A 17,727-nucleotide genomic window follows, 5' to 3' on the forward strand; every position below is an offset into this window, starting at 1 on the left:
ATGAAACATGTCCTCACCATCGGCGAAATCCTGGTCGAGATCATGGCTCTGGACCCCGGCAACGGCTTTCTTGAGCCGATCTCTCTGATTGGACCCTTTGCGTCCGGCGCACCGGCCATCTTCATCGACCAGGTTGCCAGGCTGGGCCAGCCCTGCGGCATCATCGGCTGCGTAGGTAACGACGATTTCGGCGAACTGTGCCTACAGCGCCTTCAGGCCGATGGTGTCGATATTGGCGCGGTCGCGAGGGACCCCGAGCGGCCGACGGGCTCCGCCTTCGTCCGGTACCGACCGGATGGCCAGAGGGACTTCGTCTTCAACATCCGCCACAGCGCGTGCGGGTCCATGGCCGCCAGCGAAGCGTCGCAAGCTGCCATTCGAGGCTGTGACCATCTGCATGTTATGGGCACGTCTCTGTTTTCGGAGAGCCTCGTCGAGATGACCACCGGCGCCATCCAGACGGTTCGCGCCCGTGGCGGCACCATCTCGTTCGATCCGAATATCCGGGGCGAGTTGCTGGAGCTGCCCGGTCTGCGTGAAGCCCTGAAATCCGTAGCGATGCTAGCTGATCTTTTTATGCCGAGCGGACAGGAGCTCTTCCTTTTTTCGCAGGCACGCACGGAAAGCCACGCTGTTGCTGAGGTGCTCGACTGGGGGGCGCGTGCCGTGGTGGTCAAGCGTGGCACGGAGGGCGCCTCCTATTTCGATCGCGAGCAGACCATGTCGGTTCCTGCCATACCTGTCCGGGAGGTCGACCCTACTGGCGCCGGCGACTGCTTTGGAGCCACCTTCGTCACGTGCTGGCTGCGCGGCATGCCCCCGGAACGCGCGCTGTCCCTCGCCAACGCGGCTGGCGCCATGGCGGTCCTGAAAAAGGGACCGATGGAAGGCGTGTCCACCATGGGCGAACTCCAAGCGTTTCTGGAAGCTGGAGAAGGTCGAAAGTGAATAGGCTGTGTTCGCCTAGTTGCAGCCGACCGCCAACATCCGTTGGCTTGAGCTAGGCGGCGGCTATCGCCAGCGCGTGCCCGCGCGCGTTTTCACGCAGCGCATCAAGGTGGATCGACTTGACCAGCACGGCGAGATTGCCTTCGGCGGAGTGTCCGCCAACTTCCTTAAGCATCAGCCAGCTCACTTCCTGAACCCCGGAGACGCGCTTGCCGTTGGCCACTTCGCGCCAGACCTTCAGCGCGCGAAGGATAACGGAATGGGTGGCGGCGGCGAGCCCAGCGCTGCGAAACAGCGCTTGCAGGGCCACGTCATGACCGCCGGCCAGCAAGGCCCTCACCCTCTGTTCGGACTGCTGGCTGAGCGCGACCAGCGCGGAGCCGAAGAAATCGACCTTACCATGCGCAATAGTGCGGATCAGGAAGCTGGCCGTCAGGTCACCGCGCAGGCGCAGATGCTCGATCAGAGCGGGATGCTCCTGCTGGCGGGTCCCCTCGATCAGTGTCACGGAAGCCTTGATGCATGCGTCGCGCATCAGGCGTTCGGCACGGGCCGCTCCCATCAGCGCCATCACCAGCGGCGATGTCTTGAGCATTTCGCCGAGTTTGACGAGCAGCATGTGCCGGCAGTCGGCGGGAAGGCGCGCATCCGATATCAGGGCTTCACGCACCAAAGGCAGATGCCCATGGCGCTCCGCCATGCGGCGGAAGCTGAGCGACGCTATGTCTGCGCCGCTATTGGACAGCAACACGGCGCAGGCCTCAGCCTCGCCGATCTCGGCAATGGCGGCGGAAAGGGCCATGGAAACGACGGGCCGGTCGGCGATCAGCTTCTGCGTCGCCGTCGCGCTCGACGCCACCCGGTCGATCAGATCCGCGTCGGTCAGCAGAGGCGACCGCGCCAAAACGACGCCGGCGACTTCCGGCTGGTCCGATGCCAGCGCCCCGATGATCTGCGGCGGCGCGTGGTGGCTCATCGACAGCGCCTCGGCCATCGCCAGGCGAACCTTCGACGAAGCGTCATCGAGCAGCAACGTCAGCGCCGCCTCGGCGGCGCAGCGATCCTCGAACGGCAGGTCGGAATTGACATAGGCCCGGGCCAGGGCGCTGGCCGCCGAAGCGCGCTCCGAGACTCTCGCCGTGCCGATCCATCTCAGGAAATGTGAAACAACCATGCCACCCGCCGACCCCTGACGAACCCTTCGGGCCCATCACATGACGGTAGGGAAAAATGGTTTACGAACGGTTCACCATGTTCATTAACTGGCTTGCGGGCCTTGATGGCAGCGCCTATCAACCCTTCTGTCAGCACAGGAGCAAGGCATGGCCGGGCTATATCTCCAGGACTTCGTTGTTGGCCAGATCTACCAGCATACGCTGCGCAAGACTGTCACCGAGAGCGACAACATGCTGTTTTCGGTGATGACGCTGAACCCGCAGCCGCTGCACATCGACTTCGACTTCGCCGCCAAGAGCGAATGGGGCAAGCCGTTGGTCAACTCGCTGTTCACGCTCGGCCTAATGATCGGCATCTCGGTCAATGATATCACGGTTGGGACCACGGTCGCCAATCTCGGCATGACGGAGACCGTGTTCCCGCATCCGGTCTTCCATGGCGATACCATACACGTCGAGACAACGGTGATCTCAGTGCGCGAATCGAAATCAAAGGCGGATCGCGGCATCGTCGAATTCGAGCACCGCGCTTACAACCAGCATGGCGACCTCGTCGCCAAATGCACGAGGCAAGCGATGATGCTGAAGAAGGCTGCGTGACGCATGCGTTCCCTGCTGTTCGTTCCGGGCGATTCCGAGAGGAAGCTGGAAAAGGGCTTTGCCGCGGGCGCCGACGTGGTCATCGTCGACCTGGAAGATTCCGTGGCGCCCGCCAACAAGGCGCTGGCACGCCAGATTGCGGCGCATTTCATCAATGAGCGCAGGTCACAATCCGGTCCGGCGATCTATGTCCGCGTCAACGACCTGACGACCGGGCTGACGGATGAGGATCTTGCCGCGCTTGTCCCGGCAAAGCCCGATGGCATCATGTTGCCGAAGTCGAACAACGGCCAGGATGTGCAGCATCTCTCGGCAAAGCTCAGGGTTGGCGAGGCCGAAAACGGCTTGCCCGACGGCGCGATCAGGATCTTGCCGATCATCACCGAAACGCCCGCGGGCGTGCTGGCGGCGGCGACCTATGCGGGGACAAGCAAGCGCCTCGCCGGCATCACCTGGGGCGCCGAAGACCTTTCGGCGGCCATAGGTGCCCGCACGGCCCGCGATGAGCACGGCCGCTACACCGACGTCTTCCGCCTCGCCCGAACCATGACGATCCTAGCGGCGGGTGCGGCGGAGGTCGCGGCGATCGACACCATCTTCCCCAATTTCCGAGACTTGGCCGGTCTCGCTGCGGAGTGCGCCGAGGCCGAACGGGACGGCTTCACCGGCAAGATGGCGATCCATCCCGACCAAGTGCCCGTGATCAACGCCGCCTTCACGCCTTCGGCCGAGGCCGTCGATCAATCGTCCGCAATCGTCGCGGCGTTCGAGGCGGCGGGAAACCCCGGCGTCGTCGGCATCGGCGGCAGGATGTTCGACCGCCCGCATCTGCGGCTGGCCGAACGGCTGCTGGCGCGGGCGCGAGCGGCGGGAAGCCTGGACTAGTCCTTCTCCCAGCGCGGCCGCCGCATCGAAAAGACTTCGGTGACGCTGGCATAGTCCATGTAGCCGAGACGACCCACATTGCCTGCCTTGGTGATGTCGAAGAGCCCCTCCTTCAGGAAGGCGTCGTCGATATGCACGCCGATCACTTCCCCCGCCACCACGACGGCGCCGGTGGGTGATCCATCCAGCGCCTTGGGCCGAAAGATTTCCGTCACCCGGCATTCGAGCGCCGCTGGCGCTGCCGCCACGCGTGGCGGTGCGACAAGGCGGCACGGCGCCATGGCCAGATCCGCATAGGTGAATTCATTGACGCCGCGCGGCGCGTCGACCGACGTGCGGTTCATCTGCTCCGCGAGATCGCGGCTGACGAGATTGGCCACAAACTCGCCGGTCTCCTCGGCAAAGGCGGCGCTGTCCTTCTCGCCCTCGGAGGAAAACCAAACAATGAACGGCCGAGAGGAGACGGCGTTGAAGAAGGAGTATGGCGCGAGATTGACTTCTCCTTCGCCGTTCAGTGTCGAGATCCAGCCGATCGGACGCGGCGCCACGATCGCCTTCGACGGATCGTGCGGCAGCCCATGGCCCTTCGACGGTTCGTAGAACACTCAGCTCACCCACGGGCCAGAATAGTCGGCGTAAAGCTTCGTCGGGTCGGGCCGGGGACGCTCCGGCGCCGGGCCGGCATAGGAGCCGATATGAATGAAGCCGACCACGCGCTCCTCGGGCGCCAGTCCCAACAGCGCCCTGCCTTCCGCCACATCCGAATACCAGTTGCTAATCATGTTGGTGCCGTAGCCCAAGGCGTTGGCGGCGATCATCAGGTTCATGGCCGCCATGCCGCCCGACAGGAACATCTCCCATTGCGGGATCTTGGGATTTTCCCTGGGCACCGAGACGACGCCGATCACCAATGGCGCGCGCGAGAAGCGGGACAGTTCCTGGTTGCGACGGCCCTCCGACAGAGGCCCCTCGCGCTGCTCCGCCAGCGCGGCCAGCTGCTTGCCGATCTCGATGCGAGCGTCGCCACGGTAGAGGATGAAACGCCACGGCTCGAGGCGGCCGTGATCGGGCACCCGCGAGGCGGCGGCGATCATCGTCGCAATGTCTTCGGCGCCTGGCGCCGGTTCCTTCAGTTCCGGGATCGGCGCGGAATTGCGGGTCAGCAGGAAGTCGATGATCGGCGACGCCATGGCGTGGTCTCCTTGAACGGTTGCCTTGAGCTGGAGCACGCCATCGCAAACACGGGCGGCTCGGGCATTGACGCGGGGGGCGCCGGATGATGAGTCGTATCGATCGGACTCTTAAGCCTTGAAATTGCCACCCGCATGGGCTTCAACGCAAGGCATGTTCGAGGGGCGGCTCCGTCTTTTCCTGGTATGGCTTTGTGCCACGCTGTTCCTGGCGCCGGCCTCGATCGCCGTTGCGCAGGAGAAGGACGGCGTCGGCGACCTGAAACTGCCCGGCATTTCGAACTATGCGACGCCGAAAAGCGAGACCTCCCTGGCGCGCGGGACAGCTGGCCCCATCACCCTGTCCGCCCAACTGACCGACAAGGGCGCCGACATCACGCGCGGCATCGTCTGGCGCGTCTTCAAGCCCGAGGCCGTCAACGGCAAATTGCCGATGGTCGCCTCCGCTCATGGCGGCAGTGCTGTCTTCCAGCTTGAGCCGGGCAGCTATCTAGTCCATGCCTCCTACGGCCGAGCCGGCGCCACCAAGCGCATCACGGTCGGCAACGAAGCCCGCCGCGAAAGCCTCGTCCTGGACGCGGGAGGCCTCAAGCTCGATGCGGTCCTGTCCGGCGGTGTGCGCATTCCGCCCAAAAACCTGCGCTTCTCGATCTACGAGGGCACTGCCGAGCCCAATGGCGACCGGGCGCTGATCATTCCGGACGTGGCGCCCAACAGCGTCGTGCGGCTCAATGCCGGCATCTATCACATCGTTTCGACTTACGGCGCGGTCAACGCGGTCATCCGCTCGGACATCCGCGTCGAAGCGGGCAAGCTGACCGAAGCGACCGTCGAGCATCACGCCGCCGAGATTACCATGAAACTGGTGCGCGAATCCGGCGGCGAGGCGATCGCCGACACGTCCTGGTCGCTACTCAACGAATCCGGAGACCCGATCAAGGAGACCGTCGGCGCTTTCGCCTCGATGGTGCTGGCCGAGGGCGACTACACCATCATCGCCAAGAACCGAGACCGTATCTACCAGAAGGATTTCACGGTCGTGGCCGGTCAGAACCAGGAGCTCGAGGTTCTGGCCACCGAGGCTGCGGCGATGGACCCCGAGGAAGGTGCCGACTAGCCTTCCCTCGCGGCCACGGATTTCAGGCCGCCAGCCTGTTGCGCTGCGGCAGGAAAGGGATGCGGCGACGCGGCGGAGGCGGCGCCAGGTCGAAGACGCTGCGGTAAAGAAGGTCGAGCAGTGCCTTGCGGTCGCGCAACGGCTCCAGTTCGGCCCAGCCCAGCACCTCACCGACGCGCACATCGATCCCCCTGCCAGACAGACGCGCGAATTCGTGGATGAGCAGCGAGGTGCGCAGCGTCAGCGAAGCCTTGCCGACGAATCGGGCCAGCCGGCCCTCACGCTCGGCCATGTTCATCGGGCCGCTGACCAGATGGAACAGCCTGCCATTCTGACCGGAGAAATGCATCGGGATGACCGAAGCCTTCGCCTCCTGGATGAGACGCGCCGGGAACATTTTCCAAGGCAGGTCGCGCGCCCGGCCAAAGCCCTTCGGTGCGGTGGCGACGCAGCCAGCAGGAAACACCACGACGGTGACACCTTCCTTTAGCAGCCGCACCGCTTCGTGACGCACCGCCATATTGTTCTTCAGCGCGTCCTTGGTCTCTGAAAAGTCGATCGGCAGCGAATAGGGCTCCATCTCGCGGATCTTGAGCAGATCCTTGTGTATCATTACGCGGAACGGCCGCCCGAGCTGCTCGGCCAGCGACAGGACCGCGATGCCGTCGCCGATGCCGAACGGATGGTTGGCGACGATCACCAGCGGCGTATCGGGGAGTCGTACCGGCGGCCACTGGTCGGCGGTGCGCACCTGGACGTCGATCAGACCGAGCATGCGGCTGAACACACGTTCGCCGCTCGGCACCACCTGGCGACGCCAGAAATCATAAAGCGCGGTGTAACGGTCCCGGCCAGACAGTCCCTCGATGGAATGGATGAACCACCGTGTCAGCGCCGGCTGGCGCGGATTGGCGTAGGAAAGCTCGGGAAAGGATCGTTCTCGCGATTTCAGCTTGAGCATGGTGGCTGGTTACAGCCAAGGCGTGACAGCGATATGAAAATGGCGGTGGATCGCTCCGCCGCCATGCTGTCTGGATGGCTGTTCAGGCAGCCCGCTGGCGCCGGCGATCGGGCGTGATCGCTTCTTCGGTCAACAGTGCGATCGCCTGGTCGAGGCCAAGCGATTCCTGGTCGCGCGAGCCCAGCCGGCGGATGTTGACCGTCTGCTCTTCCGCCTCGCGCTTCCCGCAAACGAGGATGACCGGCACCTTGGTCAGCGAGTGCTCGCGGACCTTGTAGTTGATCTTCTCATTGCGCAAATCCGCTTGCGCCAGCAGCCCGGCCGCCTTCAGCCGCGCCACAACCTCACTTGCGTAGCCGTCGGCCTCCGACGTGATCGTCGCCACAACCACCTGGAGCGGCGCAAACCACAGTGGAAAATGGCCGGCATAGTTCTCGATCAGGATGCCGAGAAACCGCTCCATCGAGCCACAGATGGCTCGGTGCACCATGACGGGCTGCTTCTTCTCCGAATCCGAGCCGATGTAGAAGGCGCCGAACCGTTCCGGCAGGTTGAAGTCGACCTGCGTGGTGCCGCACTGCCATTCGCGGCCGATGGCGTCCTTCAGCACATATTCGAATTTTGGCCCGTAGAAGGCGCCCTCGCCCGGATTGATCGATGTCTTGATGCGATTGCCCGACTGTTCCCTGATCGTCTCCAGGACATTGCCCATGATCGACTCGGCGTGATCCCAGGCCTCGTCGGTGCCGACGCGCTTGTCCGGACGCGTCGAGAGCTTGACGCTGATTTCATCGAAGCCGAAATCGGCATAGGTCGACAGGATCAGGTCATTGATGCGCAGGCATTCCGATGCCAGTTGCTCCTCGGTGCAGAAGATGTGCGCATCATCCTGCGTGAAGCCGCGCACGCGCATCAACCCGTGCAGCGCCCCGGATGGCTCGTAGCGATGCACGTTGCCGAACTCGGCGAGTTTCACCGGCAGGTCGCGATAGGACTTCAGCCCGTGCTTGAAGATCTGCACGTGGCCAGGGCAGTTCATCGGCTTCAGCGCGAAGACGCGGTCATCGTCGGTATCGTCGCCGGCGACCGTCACCTTGAACATGGCGTCGCGATACCAGCCCCAGTGGCCTGACGTCTCCCACAGGCTCTTGTCCAGAACCTGCGGCGCGTTGACCTCCTGATAGCCTTGCTCGTCGAGGCGGCGGCGCATGTAGTTGACCAGGTTCTGGAACATTTTCCAGCCCTTGGCGTGCCAGAAGACGACGCCCGGCCCCTCCTCCTGGAAATGGAACAGGTCCATCTCGCGGCCAAGCTTCCGGTGGTCGCGCTTCTCGGCTTCCTCCAGCATCGTCTGGTAGGCGTCGAGCTGCGCCTGGTCGGCCCAGGCGGTGCCGTAGATGCGGGTCAGCATCGGGTTGTTCGAATCGCCGCGCCAATAGGCGCCCGCCACCTTCATCAGCTTGAAGGCATTGCCGATCTGGCCGGTCGAGGCCATGTGCGGGCCGCGGCAGAGATCGAACCAGTCGCCCTGCGCATAGATCTTGAGCTCCTGGTCCTCGGGAATGGCGTCGATCAGTTCGAGCTTGTAGCGCTCTCCCTTGTCGGCAAATACCTTCTTCGCCTGCTCGCGCGACCAGACCTGCTTGGTGAACGGCTTGTTGCGCGCGATGATCTCGCGCATCTTCTTCTCGATCACCGGAAAATCATCTGGCGTGAACGGCTCGTTGCGCGCGAAATCGTAATAGAATCCGTTTTCGATCACCGGCCCTATGGTCACCTGCGTCCCCGGCCATATCTCCTGCACGGCTTCCGCCAGTACATGCGCGGTGTCGTGACGGATGAGCTCGAGCGCGCGCGCATCGTCGCGGGTGAGGATCTCGACCTTGCCGGATTTGCCGATTGGATCGGAAAGGTCGCGCAAAGTGCCGTCGATCGCATAGGCGACGGCCTTCTTGGCCAGCGACTTCGAGATCGATTCGGCAAGGCCAGCACCGGTCATCGCCGCATCGTATTCGCGGACGGAACCATCGGGAAATGTCAGGGAAACGGAATTCAGCATATGGATCTCCTATCCAGTCCCGCAAACGAACGCGGGTGGTCAAAATGCATGTCGCGCCAAAAGTATGACTGCGACATGCCTAGGCAAGCGCCGGATGCGCCAGATACATGGGCACACGGCAGCGGGCGGTTCTTAGAGGCCCTGTCGGCCTAGGTAAAGAGCACTGATTGGCCTCACCGCCGGAAACCTTGCCAGAGATGTCGCGGCCCCTGCCACTCACGGGCCTGCGAACGCCGGCTCATAGCCGTGGCGCGTCATCCCGACACAGAGCAATCCCTGCCCCCATCATCGGACGTGCCAAAGCACGTGGCCTGATTACTTTACCAGGAGCGGCAGGTCTTTCAGGAACGTCGCCCGGGTCTTGAGCCCTTTGGGCATATCGGTGCGGCGCGCATCGACGACCAGGCGGGCAAAGACGATCCGCCGGCCATCCTTGTCCGCCCAGCCCACGAACCAGCCGAGAGAACGCTTGTCTTTGGACTTGCCGGCGTCATTGGTCACCCTTGTGCTGCCGGTCTTGCCTTGCACGGTCCAGCCTCCGGCCTGGAATGTCGGGATGATGGCGGACGTCATGTCGTAGGCCTTGGCCGACACCGGCAGCGTGCGCGCCAGCAGCTTGCGCAGGAAATCAACCTGCTCGACCGGCGTGATCTCGAGCGAGGAATTAACCCAGGAACGGGTCAACCCGTCATTCTTGCCGGGAGTGCCGGAGACATCCTTGTTGCCGTAGTCGAGTTTCGAAACATAGCCGGCAAACTTCTCGGCGCCCAGCCGCCACGTGATCTCGCGGGAGAACCAGAGAACCGAGTGTCGCTCCCAGATCACCGGATCGACGGTCTTCTGATCGCGTTTCACTGCGTTGAATTCCGGCTTGTAGTCCCAGGCCGGCGTGTGCTCGTCGGCGAGGATTCCGGCATCATAGCCGATCAGGGCGAGCGGCACCTTGAACGTCGAGGCCGGGCTGAATCGCTGGTCGCAGGTGCCGTCCTGATAGAGCGTCTTGCCGCTCGCCGCATCGGCAATCAAGGTGCACTGAACATCGCCGATCGGCGCCGACTGCGCGCGCATCGGAAACCCAAGCAGCCAGGCGAGCAGGAACAGGATGCCGGCAAATATGAAGGGAAGACGGTCGACGTTGCGCATTGGTGCTCGCTCCAGAAGGTGTTCGCGAGCGGGCTTAGCCGGGCCCTTTGTCCCGAATTTGTTTCAAATGCGCAGTCTTTATGAAGGTTTGCGTTAACCCTACCAGATCGTGAACGAGCACTGCTGTACGGCAGTGCTGACTCAATCAGGCCTTCGGTCGGCGCGCTTTCGACCGATCCGCCAGTAACGCCAAGGCATGAACCAGACATAATGGTCGGCCAGCCTTTCGGGCACCAGATCGACGCCATGCGTACCGAAGGGCCCGCACCGAAGTACACGGAAAAAGCCCATCCAGCCGCCGGCCCACAGACCGTGACGGGCGATCGCTTCATGCGCGTATTCGGAGCAGGTCGGCAAATGCCGACATGAATTGCCGACAAAGCCGGAGAGCGTCAGTTGGTAAAGACGCACGAGCGAAGTGCCGGCAAGTCGACCCGGTGTCTTGCGCCATGGGCCCGGCCAGTTTCGGCTCCGTCCAGGCGGCCTGGCGGTGTTGGCATGCCCATGCGGATCGTGCACCCTCTTCTCCGTAGCGCGTGGCAGCTGGATAGATGTGGCCTTCCCCCGGAGAACGCAATCCCCGCGCCTTGCATGGCGTCCGTCACCGGCGCGAGCGGCGAAACGGCTCCCCGCCAGACGCGGGCGCCCAGCGGCAAGGGCCGGTCGGCTTATCGCGGCGCTTTGCGTCGTGTCTGCCGTCATGCCATTGAAACGTGGCGACCCGCATCACATCGCCAAGGATGCTCAGGAAGTGGATCATGGTCGGTCTCCTTTGATCCGATTAGACCGCCACTGGCCTTAGCCTTCAAACGAGTATAATTTCCGCCTTGGATAATCCTGGGTTATGCGAAATGAAGCGCGCACGCCTGCCATTGACGGCATTGAGGAGTTTCGAGGCGGCGGGGCGGCATCTCAGCTTCAGCCGGGCCGCCGAGGAGCTCTTCGTCTCGCAGGCGGCGATAAGCCGCCAGATCCGCGAGCTCGAAACCTTCTTGCGGCAGCCTCTGTTCGAACGCCACCATCGCCGCGTCGAACTGACGGACGCGGGCGGCCGGCTGCTGGGCCAATTGGTCAGGAGTTTCGACGACATCGACAGGCTGCTTTCTGAACTGGTCGCGGTGACCGCGCAGTCTGTGGTTCGTGTCAGCGTCGAGCCGTCGCTTGCTTCCGTGTGGCTGGTGCCCCGGCTCAATCGGTTTCGTGAGTTGCGGCCCGATATCGACGTTTCCCTGGAAGTCGATCCGAGACTGATCGAATTCCGCAGCGATCAGCCCGAGCTTGCGCTGCGCTTCAGCGCGAACACCACCTCCTGGACCCGCAGCCAGGCCCATCGGCTTGCCTTGACCGTCGACTCGCCGGTCCTTGCGCCAGCATTGCTGGCATCGGGCCCTGCCCTGGAAAAGCCGGCGGACCTTATTCACTACACGCTGCTGCACGAAGAAAATCGTCAGGGCTGGGCGCGCTGGTTCGAGGCGGCGGGTGTGCCTGCCGATGCGGCGCCCGCGCGCGGCCCGATGCTGGCTGATGCCTCGCTTTCCAGACAGGCCGCCTTGCTTGGACATGGCGTGGCATTGGGCGATCTCTCGCAGATCGGCGACGAAATCGCGTCCGGCGTTTTGATCAAGCCTTTCGACATCGACGTCGCCTCTGGCGCCTATTGGCTGGTCGCCAGGAATTTCAAGGCGCTGTCGGAGCCAGCCGCAGCCTTCGCCGACTGGATACTGAGCGAATTCGCCAGCAACAGACCTGTGCGTTCCGAAGCGTGATGGATCCTTATGCCACCTTTTCGGCCAGCTTTTTCTCAATCTGGCCGATGGCGTCGACTACGGCGTCGAAGGTCAGCATGGTGGACGCATGGCGCGCTTTGTAGTCGCGCACCGGCTCCAGATACTTCAGGTCGGCGAAGCGGCCCTGGGGCGGCTCGCCATTTTCCTTCAGCATCTTCAGCATGGCGTCGCGCACCGCGCGCAATTCTTCCGCGCTGGCGCCGACGACATGCTGGGCCATGATCGAGGATGAGGCCTGGCCAAGCGCGCAGGCCTTCACGTCATGGGCGAAATCGGTAACCACGCCGTCCTTCATCATGAGGTCGACCGTGACGGTCGAGCCGCAAAGCTTTGAGTGAGCCTTTGCCGTTGCGTCGGGATGATCGAGCCGACCGATGCGCGCGATGTTTCCGGCAAAGCCGAGAATTTTCGCATTATAGACATCGTTGATCATGATTTTCCAATCCGTCGCCGCCAAGCGAACAGCGATTGCCGCTGCAGTGTCTTCCTTTCGCTTGGCGTGACCTTATATAATGTTGGCAATCCGGGATCGACAAGGCAACGAAAGTACCCTCCTTTCCGGAAAAGTTCACGCCGCTTGCGGGACTGGAAACAGGGCAGGTTTCCAACGCGAAAGCCCGTGGTCCGTTCAACTTGTTCCTTCCCGGCGGAGGAACCGCGGGAGACGCCTTTTCATGGATGCCGTGATCAAGAAGCTCATGCCCCAGGCAGCCTATATGGACCGGCCTGCCACCGACCGGCCAAGCGAGGCCGAGGTTGAGGCTGCCGTGCGCACGCTGCTGCGCTGGACCGGGGACAATCCGGATCGCGAAGGGCTGATCGATACGCCGAAACGGGTGGCCAAGGCCTATCGCGAAATGTTCGGCGGCTACGACATGTCGCCGGCCGACGAGCTTGGCCGCACCTTCGAGGAGGTCGCCGGCTATGATGATTTGGTGATCGTCAAGGATATCCAGTTCCACTCGCATTGCGAGCACCACATGGTGCCGATTATCGGCAAGGCGCATGTCGGTTATTTGCCGGACGGCAAGGTCGTCGGCCTGTCGAAGATCGCGCGTGTCGTCGATATCTTCGCTCACCGCCTGCAGACGCAGGAGGCGCTGACGGCGCAGATCGCCGGCGTGATCCAGGATGTCCTCAATCCGCGCGGCGTCGCTGTCATGATCGAGGCCGAACATATGTGTATGGCCATGCGCGGCATCCGCAAGCAGGGCTCCACCACATTGACCTCGACCTTCACCGGCGTCTTCAAGGACACGCCCGAAGAGCAGGTTCGCTTCGTCACCATGGTGCGCGGCGGCGGGGTCTGAACGCCCCTCGCCGGCCACCAAGAACTAAGGACCGGCGATGTCGGCACTGGAATTCCCGAAAGCCCCAACGCACAAGATCGCGCTTGAGGAGGGCAGCGTCCTTTCGCCGCGCTTCGACGCCGCCGGCCTTATTACGGTCGTGGTTACCGATGCCGAGGACGGCATGCTGCTGATGGTCGCGCATATGAACGCGCGAGCGCTGGCGCTGACGCTGGAAACCACCATCGCACATTATTGGTCACGCTCACGCAACGCCCTTTGGAAGAAGGGCGAGACCTCGGGTAACTTCCAGCATGTCGTCGAGATGCGGACCGATTGTGACCAGGATGCAGTGTGGCTGCGTGTCAAGGTCGCCGGCCATGACGCCACTTGCCATACGGGCCGTCGTTCTTGCTTCTATCGGACGGTGACGCTGGTTGGCGGCGAAGCAACGCTTGCCGACGACGGCAGCGAGCGGCTGTTCGACGCGCAAACCACCTATCGGAAGACGACCACTTGAACCTTCCGCCTCAAACCGACCACATAGATTCATCATTTCGATACGGCGCGCTCGTAGACTAGCTGTGGGACAAGGAGATCATGGTGCTCGAGTGGGCGTCATTGCGTAACCGGCCGGACGTTCGGGAGGCCAACGGCCCGTCTTCGACGGGCACATCCGAAACCAAGACCCCTGGCAAGACCGGCATTTCGCTCGCTCTGGGTGGCGGCTGCGCGCGCGGCTGGGCGCATATCGGCGTGTTGCGCGCGCTGGACGAGGCCGGCATTGAAGTCTCGATGATCGCCGGAACCTCCATCGGTGCGCTGGTCGGCGGCTGTTATCTCGCCGGCAAACTGGATGAGTTGGAGGAGTTCGCCCGAGGCCTGAGCAGGCGGCGCATCTTCGGCCTGCTCGATCTCAACCTGCGCGGCAACGGGCTTTTCGGCGGCATGAAGCTGGATGCCCGCCTGCGAGAGCACGTGGCCGGCGTCCGCTTCGAGGACCTGCCCAAGCCATTCGTCTGCGTCGCGTCGGAGATACGCACCGGCCACGAGATATGGCTATCGAGCGGCTCTCTTATCACGGCCATGCGCGCGTCATACGCGCTGCCCGGCGTCTTCGAGCCGGTGAATTGCAACGGCCGCGTGCTGGTCGACGGCGCCCTGGTCAACCCGGTGCCGGTGTCGGTCTGCCGCGCCTATGAGCAACCGCTCGTCGTCGCTGTCAACCTTCACTATGATCTGTTCGGCCGTGCTGCCGTCATCAAGCATGGCGCTGGCGAGCTGGTCGTCGAAAAGGATGCGCCAAGGCCCGGCCAGTTCGATCCGCAACGCCAGTCCCGTGAGACTCGCCTGGGCATCACCGGCGTCATGGTCGAGGCCTTCAATATCATCCAAGACCGCATTTCTCGCGCCAGGCTGGCGGGCGATCCTCCCGACATGTCGCTTCAGCCGAAACTCAGCCATATCGGCCTGACCGAGTTCCACCGCGCCGACGAGGCGATCAGCATCGGCTATCAGGCGACGATGGCGCAAATCGGTGAATTGACCCGCCTTCAGACAGTCCTGGCCTGAGTCTGCCTCAGGCTAGCGCCGCGTCGATGATGCGGAACTGCGCCGTTTGACTGCCGTTCCAATAGTTCCCCGACAGTGAACCGGCGACATGCACGGTCTTGCCCCGGTTCATGAACAAGAATTCGCCAAGGACCGTGTCGATAGCCCTAAACGCGATCGCTTGGATGCGGCCGCCACTGTCAGACTGCAACTCGGCTCGAATGTGATTGGTGCCGACAAGCCGCGCATCAGCCAGTCGGTGGCGCGGCAGCGCGAAAACCGGCGGCGGATAGCCGGCGCCGAAGGGCCCCGCCTTCTCCAGCGCGTCCAGCAAGCCTAGCGTGGCGCCCTCCGCCGCCAGAGCGCCGTCGATCGCCAAGGTCTCCTCGCCTTGCAGCCGGAACACGTCGGCCGCTGCCCGTTCTTCGAAAAAGGCGCGCAGTTCGCCAAGCTTGGCGCGCTCGACCGTGATGCCCGCGGCCATGCCATGTCCGCCGCCCTTCACGATCAGCCCTGCATTGGCAGCCTCGCGCACCAGACGTCCGAGGTCGAAACCCGAGACCGAACGTCCCGAGCCGGTCCCCACGCCGTTGGCGTTGAAGGCGATGGCAAAGGCCGGACGCCTTGCGTGGTCCTTCAATCGCGAGGCGAGCAGGCCGACAATACCCGGATGCCAGCTATTGCTCGCGGTAACGACAATGGCCGGGCCATTGCCCCCGGCAAGCTCGGCGTCGGCTTCGGCGCGCGCCGCCGCCAGCATCTCCTGCTCCATGACCTGTCGTTCCTGGTTCAGCCGATCGAGCGTCTCGGCGATGGCGCGTGCCTCTACGGGATCGTCAGTGGCGAGCAGCCGGCTGCCGAGTGCCGCATCGCCGATCCGTCCGCCGGCATTGATGCGCGGGCCGATCAGATAGGCCAGGTGGAATGCGCTGATCGGCTCGCCGATGCGTGAGACACGCGCAAGCGCCGCCAGCCCTTCGTTCTTCTGCTGGCGCGCCACCTGCAGGCCCTTGACCACAAAGGCGCGGTTGACGCCGGTGAGCGGCACGACATCACAGATGGTGGCAAGCGCCACCAGATCCAGCAACGAAAGCAGGTCGGGCGGCGCGGCATCGGGCAATAGGGCGCGCAGCAGCCGCGCCGTTTGCACCAGGGCAAGGAAGACCACGCCCGCGGCGCAGAGATGGCCCTGCCCGGAAAGATCATCGTCACGATTGGGATTGACGACCGCTATCGCCGCAGGGAGGGGACCGCCGACCTGATGGTGATCGAGCACGACGACATCGCCGCCGGCCTCATTGGCGGCATTGATGGAAGCAGCGCTGTTGGTGCCGCAATCGACAGTCACGATCAATGTCGCCCCGCGCGACACCAATTCGCGCATAGCATCGGGATTTGGGCCATAGCCCTCAAAAATACGATCCGGAATGTAGATTTCAGACGGCACCGAGAAATGCGCAAGGAACCGCTTCAACAAAGCCGACGAGGCGGCGCCATCGACATCGTAATCGCCGAAGATCGCCACCTTTTCCCTGGCCACCACCGCCGCGGCAATGCGGGCCGCGGCCCTGTCCATATCGGTCAACGAAGCCGGATTCGGTAACAAGTCGCGGATCGTCGGGTCAAGAAAACGCTGGGTCTCTTCGGCGGTGACGCCACGTCCGGCAAGTACGCGCGCAACGATGTCGGGGACGCCATGCCCTTGCGCAATGGCAAGCGCGATCATGTCCTGGCGTTCCGTCAGCCTGTGCTGCCACGAAATACCGGTGGCCGACTGTCTGACATCGAGAAATAGTCGTCTGTCGCCCGTCATGCAAAAGCTCGCCAGCCGTGTACGCCCACGCGAAAGACCAGAGGCGCCCACGAGCGAGGGTGTAGCGATGGCACCGTCACGAGAGATCTCGAATGCAACTACACTTCCCGCTTTTCAGCCTGCCGCCGAAGCCATTTGTCGGCAGCATCTCCATGATCTTGGCCTCGTCATCTCCGAGTGATGCCATGACCAGCCGGTCGACCCTTAATCATCGCCACATCCCTCAAGCAAGATGCCGTCCGCATTCTGCGTGTTGCGGCAGAACCGGGTGATGATTGTCGCCTGCGAAATCGCGGCAGCGTGCCAGTCGAAAGCCTTCATGGCGAATCCTTGCGTGGCCAATATCGGGCCAGCCGCATGGCTATCGGTTGCAATGTGGCTTCGCAAGCATTGCGACCGCCGGCAATCTCACGCGGCGGACGGGGTGACTGTCACTAAAACAATGACGCCGGCCAAGCTGCGAACAGCCGGCCGGCGCCGATGCGGAAAAAGAGTTGCTGGCGGCTAGAAAACCGCCAGGTATTTGAGCAACGAAATGATACCGATGATAATGACGATGACCTGAACGATCTGTCTCATCTTGGCGTCGAGCGGGAGCCGCTGGACCAAGTACAGAATGAGAATAATGACGAGAAATGTGATCAGAATACCGACCAGCACGGATGAAGCCATAGTGCCCTCCTTGAAAACTAACGTATGAAAATGTCAGAGCGCGGGCAGCAAAATCAGCTGCCTTGGATTGACTTAATACCAGCGGCGGGTGGTGTCGCTCGTCGTCTGGCCAACAGCCAGACCGGCTAGAAAGCCGAGGAGGCAGATCACGCCAACCAGCGCTGTCGTGGTGCCGGGGTTTTCGCGGGCGACGTCCGACACTGCCTGTGCCTGGGTGCGGAGCTGTTGAGTCGTGCGCGACGCGCGGGCGGCGGCCGTATCATACATGTCAGAGGCCTGCTCACTGGCATTGTTCACAAGATCCGCGCTGCGTGCCGCGATGGTCTTGTTGATCTTGGTGATCTCCCTGCGGAGCTCGGCGATCTGCCTCTCCATCGTCTTCTGGGCATCCTCGCTCTGCGGGACATCTGACTTGGTGGTTTCGGCCATGAACTGGTTCCTTTGGTTGCTGACCAACAGAACGGCGGCGACCAGGATTCGTTCCGGTGGCCCATCGTATCGATGATAGGGCAACGGATAATCTCGGTGGGTAAAAGG

Annotated in this window: 20 protein-coding genes; 8 read left to right on the forward strand and 12 right to left on the reverse strand. The window is 63.0% G+C overall.

What is annotated here, in order from left to right; translation table 11 throughout:
* On the forward strand, positions 1 to 948 hold the full coding sequence (locus LB513_RS15675) for a sugar kinase (RefSeq protein ID WP_224664399.1): 948 nt from the start codon (positions 1 to 3) through the stop codon (positions 946 to 948).
* Between the two features lie 52 nt (positions 949 to 1,000).
* On the opposite strand, the gene LB513_RS15680 is transcribed toward LB513_RS15675, so the two are convergent.
* The gene (locus LB513_RS15680) at positions 1,001 to 2,122 is read right to left on the reverse strand and encodes a DUF2336 domain-containing protein (RefSeq protein ID WP_224664400.1); all 1,122 of its coding nucleotides are present in this window, start codon (positions 2,120 to 2,122) and stop codon (positions 1,001 to 1,003) included.
* Positions 2,123 to 2,270: 148 nt separating this feature from the next.
* Between LB513_RS15680 and LB513_RS15685 the strand changes: the two genes are divergently transcribed.
* Both LB513_RS15685 and LB513_RS15690 read left to right on the forward strand, forming a co-directional pair.
* Positions 2,271 to 2,723 (forward strand): MaoC family dehydratase, encoded by a 453-nt coding sequence (locus LB513_RS15685; RefSeq protein ID WP_224664401.1) that lies wholly within the window; start codon positions 2,271 to 2,273, stop codon positions 2,721 to 2,723.
* 3 nt (positions 2,724 to 2,726) lie between these two features.
* On the forward strand, positions 2,727 to 3,608 hold the full coding sequence (locus LB513_RS15690) for an HpcH/HpaI aldolase/citrate lyase family protein (protein ID WP_224664402.1): 882 nt from the start codon (positions 2,727 to 2,729) through the stop codon (positions 3,606 to 3,608).
* On the opposite strand, the gene LB513_RS15695 is transcribed toward LB513_RS15690, so the two are convergent.
* Together LB513_RS15695 and LB513_RS15700 are read right to left on the reverse strand one after the other, a co-directional pair.
* A complete protein-coding gene (locus tag LB513_RS15695) occupies positions 3,605 to 4,213 on the reverse strand; it encodes a flavin reductase family protein (RefSeq protein ID WP_224664403.1) in 609 nt (202 codons plus the stop codon). The two genes, LB513_RS15690 and LB513_RS15695, sit on opposite strands and share 4 nt — an antisense overlap.
* A complete protein-coding gene (locus LB513_RS15700; RefSeq protein WP_224664404.1) occupies positions 4,214 to 4,798 on the reverse strand; it encodes a nitroreductase in 585 nt (194 codons plus the stop codon). It abuts the gene before it with no gap.
* A gap of 154 nt (positions 4,799 to 4,952) precedes the next feature.
* Here LB513_RS15700 and LB513_RS15705 point away from each other — a divergent pair, with 154 nt between their 5' ends.
* A complete protein-coding gene (locus LB513_RS15705) occupies positions 4,953 to 5,915 on the forward strand; it encodes a hypothetical protein (RefSeq protein WP_224664520.1) in 963 nt (320 codons plus the stop codon).
* 22 nt (positions 5,916 to 5,937) lie between these two features.
* On the opposite strand, the gene LB513_RS15710 is transcribed toward LB513_RS15705, so the two are convergent.
* From LB513_RS15710 to yidD, 4 genes are all read right to left on the reverse strand, one after another.
* Positions 5,938 to 6,876, reverse strand: coding sequence for a lysophospholipid acyltransferase family protein (locus tag LB513_RS15710; RefSeq protein ID WP_224664405.1), 939 nt, complete (start codon positions 6,874 to 6,876; stop codon positions 5,938 to 5,940).
* An 82-nt stretch (positions 6,877 to 6,958) separates the two neighbouring features.
* Positions 6,959 to 8,935: a threonine--tRNA ligase gene (gene thrS / locus LB513_RS15715; RefSeq protein WP_224664406.1), complete on the reverse strand. Its 1,977-nt coding sequence runs from the start codon at positions 8,933 to 8,935 to the stop codon at positions 6,959 to 6,961.
* A gap of 315 nt (positions 8,936 to 9,250) precedes the next feature.
* Positions 9,251 to 10,078: a class D beta-lactamase gene (blaOXA, locus tag LB513_RS15720; RefSeq protein WP_224664407.1), complete on the reverse strand. Its 828-nt coding sequence runs from the start codon at positions 10,076 to 10,078 to the stop codon at positions 9,251 to 9,253.
* A 141-nt stretch (positions 10,079 to 10,219) separates the two neighbouring features.
* On the reverse strand, positions 10,220 to 10,597 hold the full coding sequence (gene yidD / locus LB513_RS15725; protein WP_224664408.1) for a membrane protein insertion efficiency factor YidD: 378 nt from the start codon (positions 10,595 to 10,597) through the stop codon (positions 10,220 to 10,222).
* A 332-nt stretch (positions 10,598 to 10,929) separates the two neighbouring features.
* Here yidD and LB513_RS15730 point away from each other — a divergent pair, with 332 nt between their 5' ends.
* The gene (locus LB513_RS15730) at positions 10,930 to 11,844 is read left to right on the forward strand and encodes a LysR substrate-binding domain-containing protein (protein WP_224664409.1); all 915 of its coding nucleotides are present in this window, start codon (positions 10,930 to 10,932) and stop codon (positions 11,842 to 11,844) included.
* Positions 11,845 to 11,851: 7 nt separating this feature from the next.
* Here the strand turns inward: LB513_RS15730 and LB513_RS15735 are convergent, their stop codons facing one another.
* Positions 11,852 to 12,298 carry an iron-sulfur cluster assembly scaffold protein gene (locus LB513_RS15735; RefSeq protein WP_224664410.1) on the reverse strand — a complete coding sequence of 149 codons (447 nt, stop codon included), beginning with the start codon at positions 12,296 to 12,298 and terminating at the stop codon, positions 11,852 to 11,854.
* A gap of 241 nt (positions 12,299 to 12,539) precedes the next feature.
* Here LB513_RS15735 and folE point away from each other — a divergent pair, with 241 nt between their 5' ends.
* The 3 genes from folE to LB513_RS15750 all read left to right on the forward strand — a co-directional run bounded on the left by folE (position 12,540) and on the right by LB513_RS15750 (position 14,726).
* Positions 12,540 to 13,175 (forward strand): GTP cyclohydrolase I FolE, encoded by a 636-nt coding sequence (gene folE / locus LB513_RS15740; RefSeq protein ID WP_224664411.1) that lies wholly within the window; start codon positions 12,540 to 12,542, stop codon positions 13,173 to 13,175.
* A gap of 37 nt (positions 13,176 to 13,212) precedes the next feature.
* A complete protein-coding gene (gene hisI, locus LB513_RS15745; RefSeq protein ID WP_224664412.1) occupies positions 13,213 to 13,674 on the forward strand; it encodes a phosphoribosyl-AMP cyclohydrolase in 462 nt (153 codons plus the stop codon).
* A gap of 80 nt (positions 13,675 to 13,754) precedes the next feature.
* Complete coding sequence (locus tag LB513_RS15750) at positions 13,755 to 14,726, forward strand: patatin family protein (RefSeq protein WP_224664413.1); 972 nt, start codon at positions 13,755 to 13,757, stop codon at positions 14,724 to 14,726.
* Positions 14,727 to 14,733: 7 nt separating this feature from the next.
* On the opposite strand, the gene recJ is transcribed toward LB513_RS15750, so the two are convergent.
* The 4 genes from recJ to LB513_RS15770 all read right to left on the reverse strand — a co-directional run bounded on the left by recJ (position 14,734) and on the right by LB513_RS15770 (position 17,619).
* Positions 14,734 to 16,518 (reverse strand): single-stranded-DNA-specific exonuclease RecJ, encoded by a 1,785-nt coding sequence (recJ, locus tag LB513_RS15755; protein ID WP_224664414.1) that lies wholly within the window; start codon positions 16,516 to 16,518, stop codon positions 14,734 to 14,736.
* A 204-nt stretch (positions 16,519 to 16,722) separates the two neighbouring features.
* Entirely contained in the window at positions 16,723 to 16,839 is a 117-nt protein-coding gene (locus LB513_RS15760; protein WP_224664415.1) for a DUF6434 domain-containing protein, read from the reverse strand.
* 183 nt (positions 16,840 to 17,022) lie between these two features.
* On the reverse strand, positions 17,023 to 17,190 hold the full coding sequence (locus LB513_RS15765) for a Thivi_2564 family membrane protein (RefSeq protein WP_224664416.1): 168 nt from the start codon (positions 17,188 to 17,190) through the stop codon (positions 17,023 to 17,025).
* 72 nt (positions 17,191 to 17,262) lie between these two features.
* Positions 17,263 to 17,619 (reverse strand): hypothetical protein, encoded by a 357-nt coding sequence (locus tag LB513_RS15770; protein WP_224664417.1) that lies wholly within the window; start codon positions 17,617 to 17,619, stop codon positions 17,263 to 17,265.
* Between the last annotated feature and the right edge of the window lie 108 nt (positions 17,620 to 17,727).

Origin of the sequence: Mesorhizobium sp. ES1-1, from assembly GCF_020164785.1 — a bacterium.
GTDB lineage: Bacteria > Pseudomonadota > Alphaproteobacteria > Rhizobiales > Rhizobiaceae > Mesorhizobium.

Coding starts and splice junctions, on each gene's coding strand:
- LB513_RS15675 (WP_224664399.1), top strand. CDS start 1: ATGAAACATGTCCTCACCATCGGCGAAATCCTGGTCGAGATCATGGCT.
- LB513_RS15680 (WP_224664400.1), bottom strand. CDS start 2,122: ATGGTTGTTTCACATTTCCTGAGATGGATCGGCACGGCGAGAGTCTCG.
- LB513_RS15685 (WP_224664401.1), top strand. CDS start 2,271: ATGGCCGGGCTATATCTCCAGGACTTCGTTGTTGGCCAGATCTACCAG.
- LB513_RS15690 (WP_224664402.1), top strand. CDS start 2,727: ATGCGTTCCCTGCTGTTCGTTCCGGGCGATTCCGAGAGGAAGCTGGAA.
- LB513_RS15700 (WP_224664404.1), bottom strand. CDS start 4,798: ATGGCGTCGCCGATCATCGACTTCCTGCTGACCCGCAATTCCGCGCCG.
- LB513_RS15705 (WP_224664520.1), top strand. CDS start 4,953: ATGTTCGAGGGGCGGCTCCGTCTTTTCCTGGTATGGCTTTGTGCCACG.
- LB513_RS15710 (WP_224664405.1), bottom strand. CDS start 6,876: ATGCTCAAGCTGAAATCGCGAGAACGATCCTTTCCCGAGCTTTCCTAC.
- thrS (WP_224664406.1), bottom strand. CDS start 8,935: ATGCTGAATTCCGTTTCCCTGACATTTCCCGATGGTTCCGTCCGCGAA.
- blaOXA (WP_224664407.1), bottom strand. CDS start 10,078: ATGCGCAACGTCGACCGTCTTCCCTTCATATTTGCCGGCATCCTGTTC.
- LB513_RS15730 (WP_224664409.1), top strand. CDS start 10,930: ATGAAGCGCGCACGCCTGCCATTGACGGCATTGAGGAGTTTCGAGGCG.
- LB513_RS15735 (WP_224664410.1), bottom strand. CDS start 12,298: ATGATCAACGATGTCTATAATGCGAAAATTCTCGGCTTTGCCGGAAAC.
- folE (WP_224664411.1), top strand. CDS start 12,540: ATGGATGCCGTGATCAAGAAGCTCATGCCCCAGGCAGCCTATATGGAC.
- hisI (WP_224664412.1), top strand. CDS start 13,213: ATGTCGGCACTGGAATTCCCGAAAGCCCCAACGCACAAGATCGCGCTT.
- LB513_RS15750 (WP_224664413.1), top strand. CDS start 13,755: ATGGTGCTCGAGTGGGCGTCATTGCGTAACCGGCCGGACGTTCGGGAG.
- recJ (WP_224664414.1), bottom strand. CDS start 16,518: ATGACGGGCGACAGACGACTATTTCTCGATGTCAGACAGTCGGCCACC.
- LB513_RS15760 (WP_224664415.1), bottom strand. CDS start 16,839: ATGAAGGCTTTCGACTGGCACGCTGCCGCGATTTCGCAGGCGACAATC.
- LB513_RS15765 (WP_224664416.1), bottom strand. CDS start 17,190: ATGGCTTCATCCGTGCTGGTCGGTATTCTGATCACATTTCTCGTCATT.
- LB513_RS15770 (WP_224664417.1), bottom strand. CDS start 17,619: ATGGCCGAAACCACCAAGTCAGATGTCCCGCAGAGCGAGGATGCCCAG.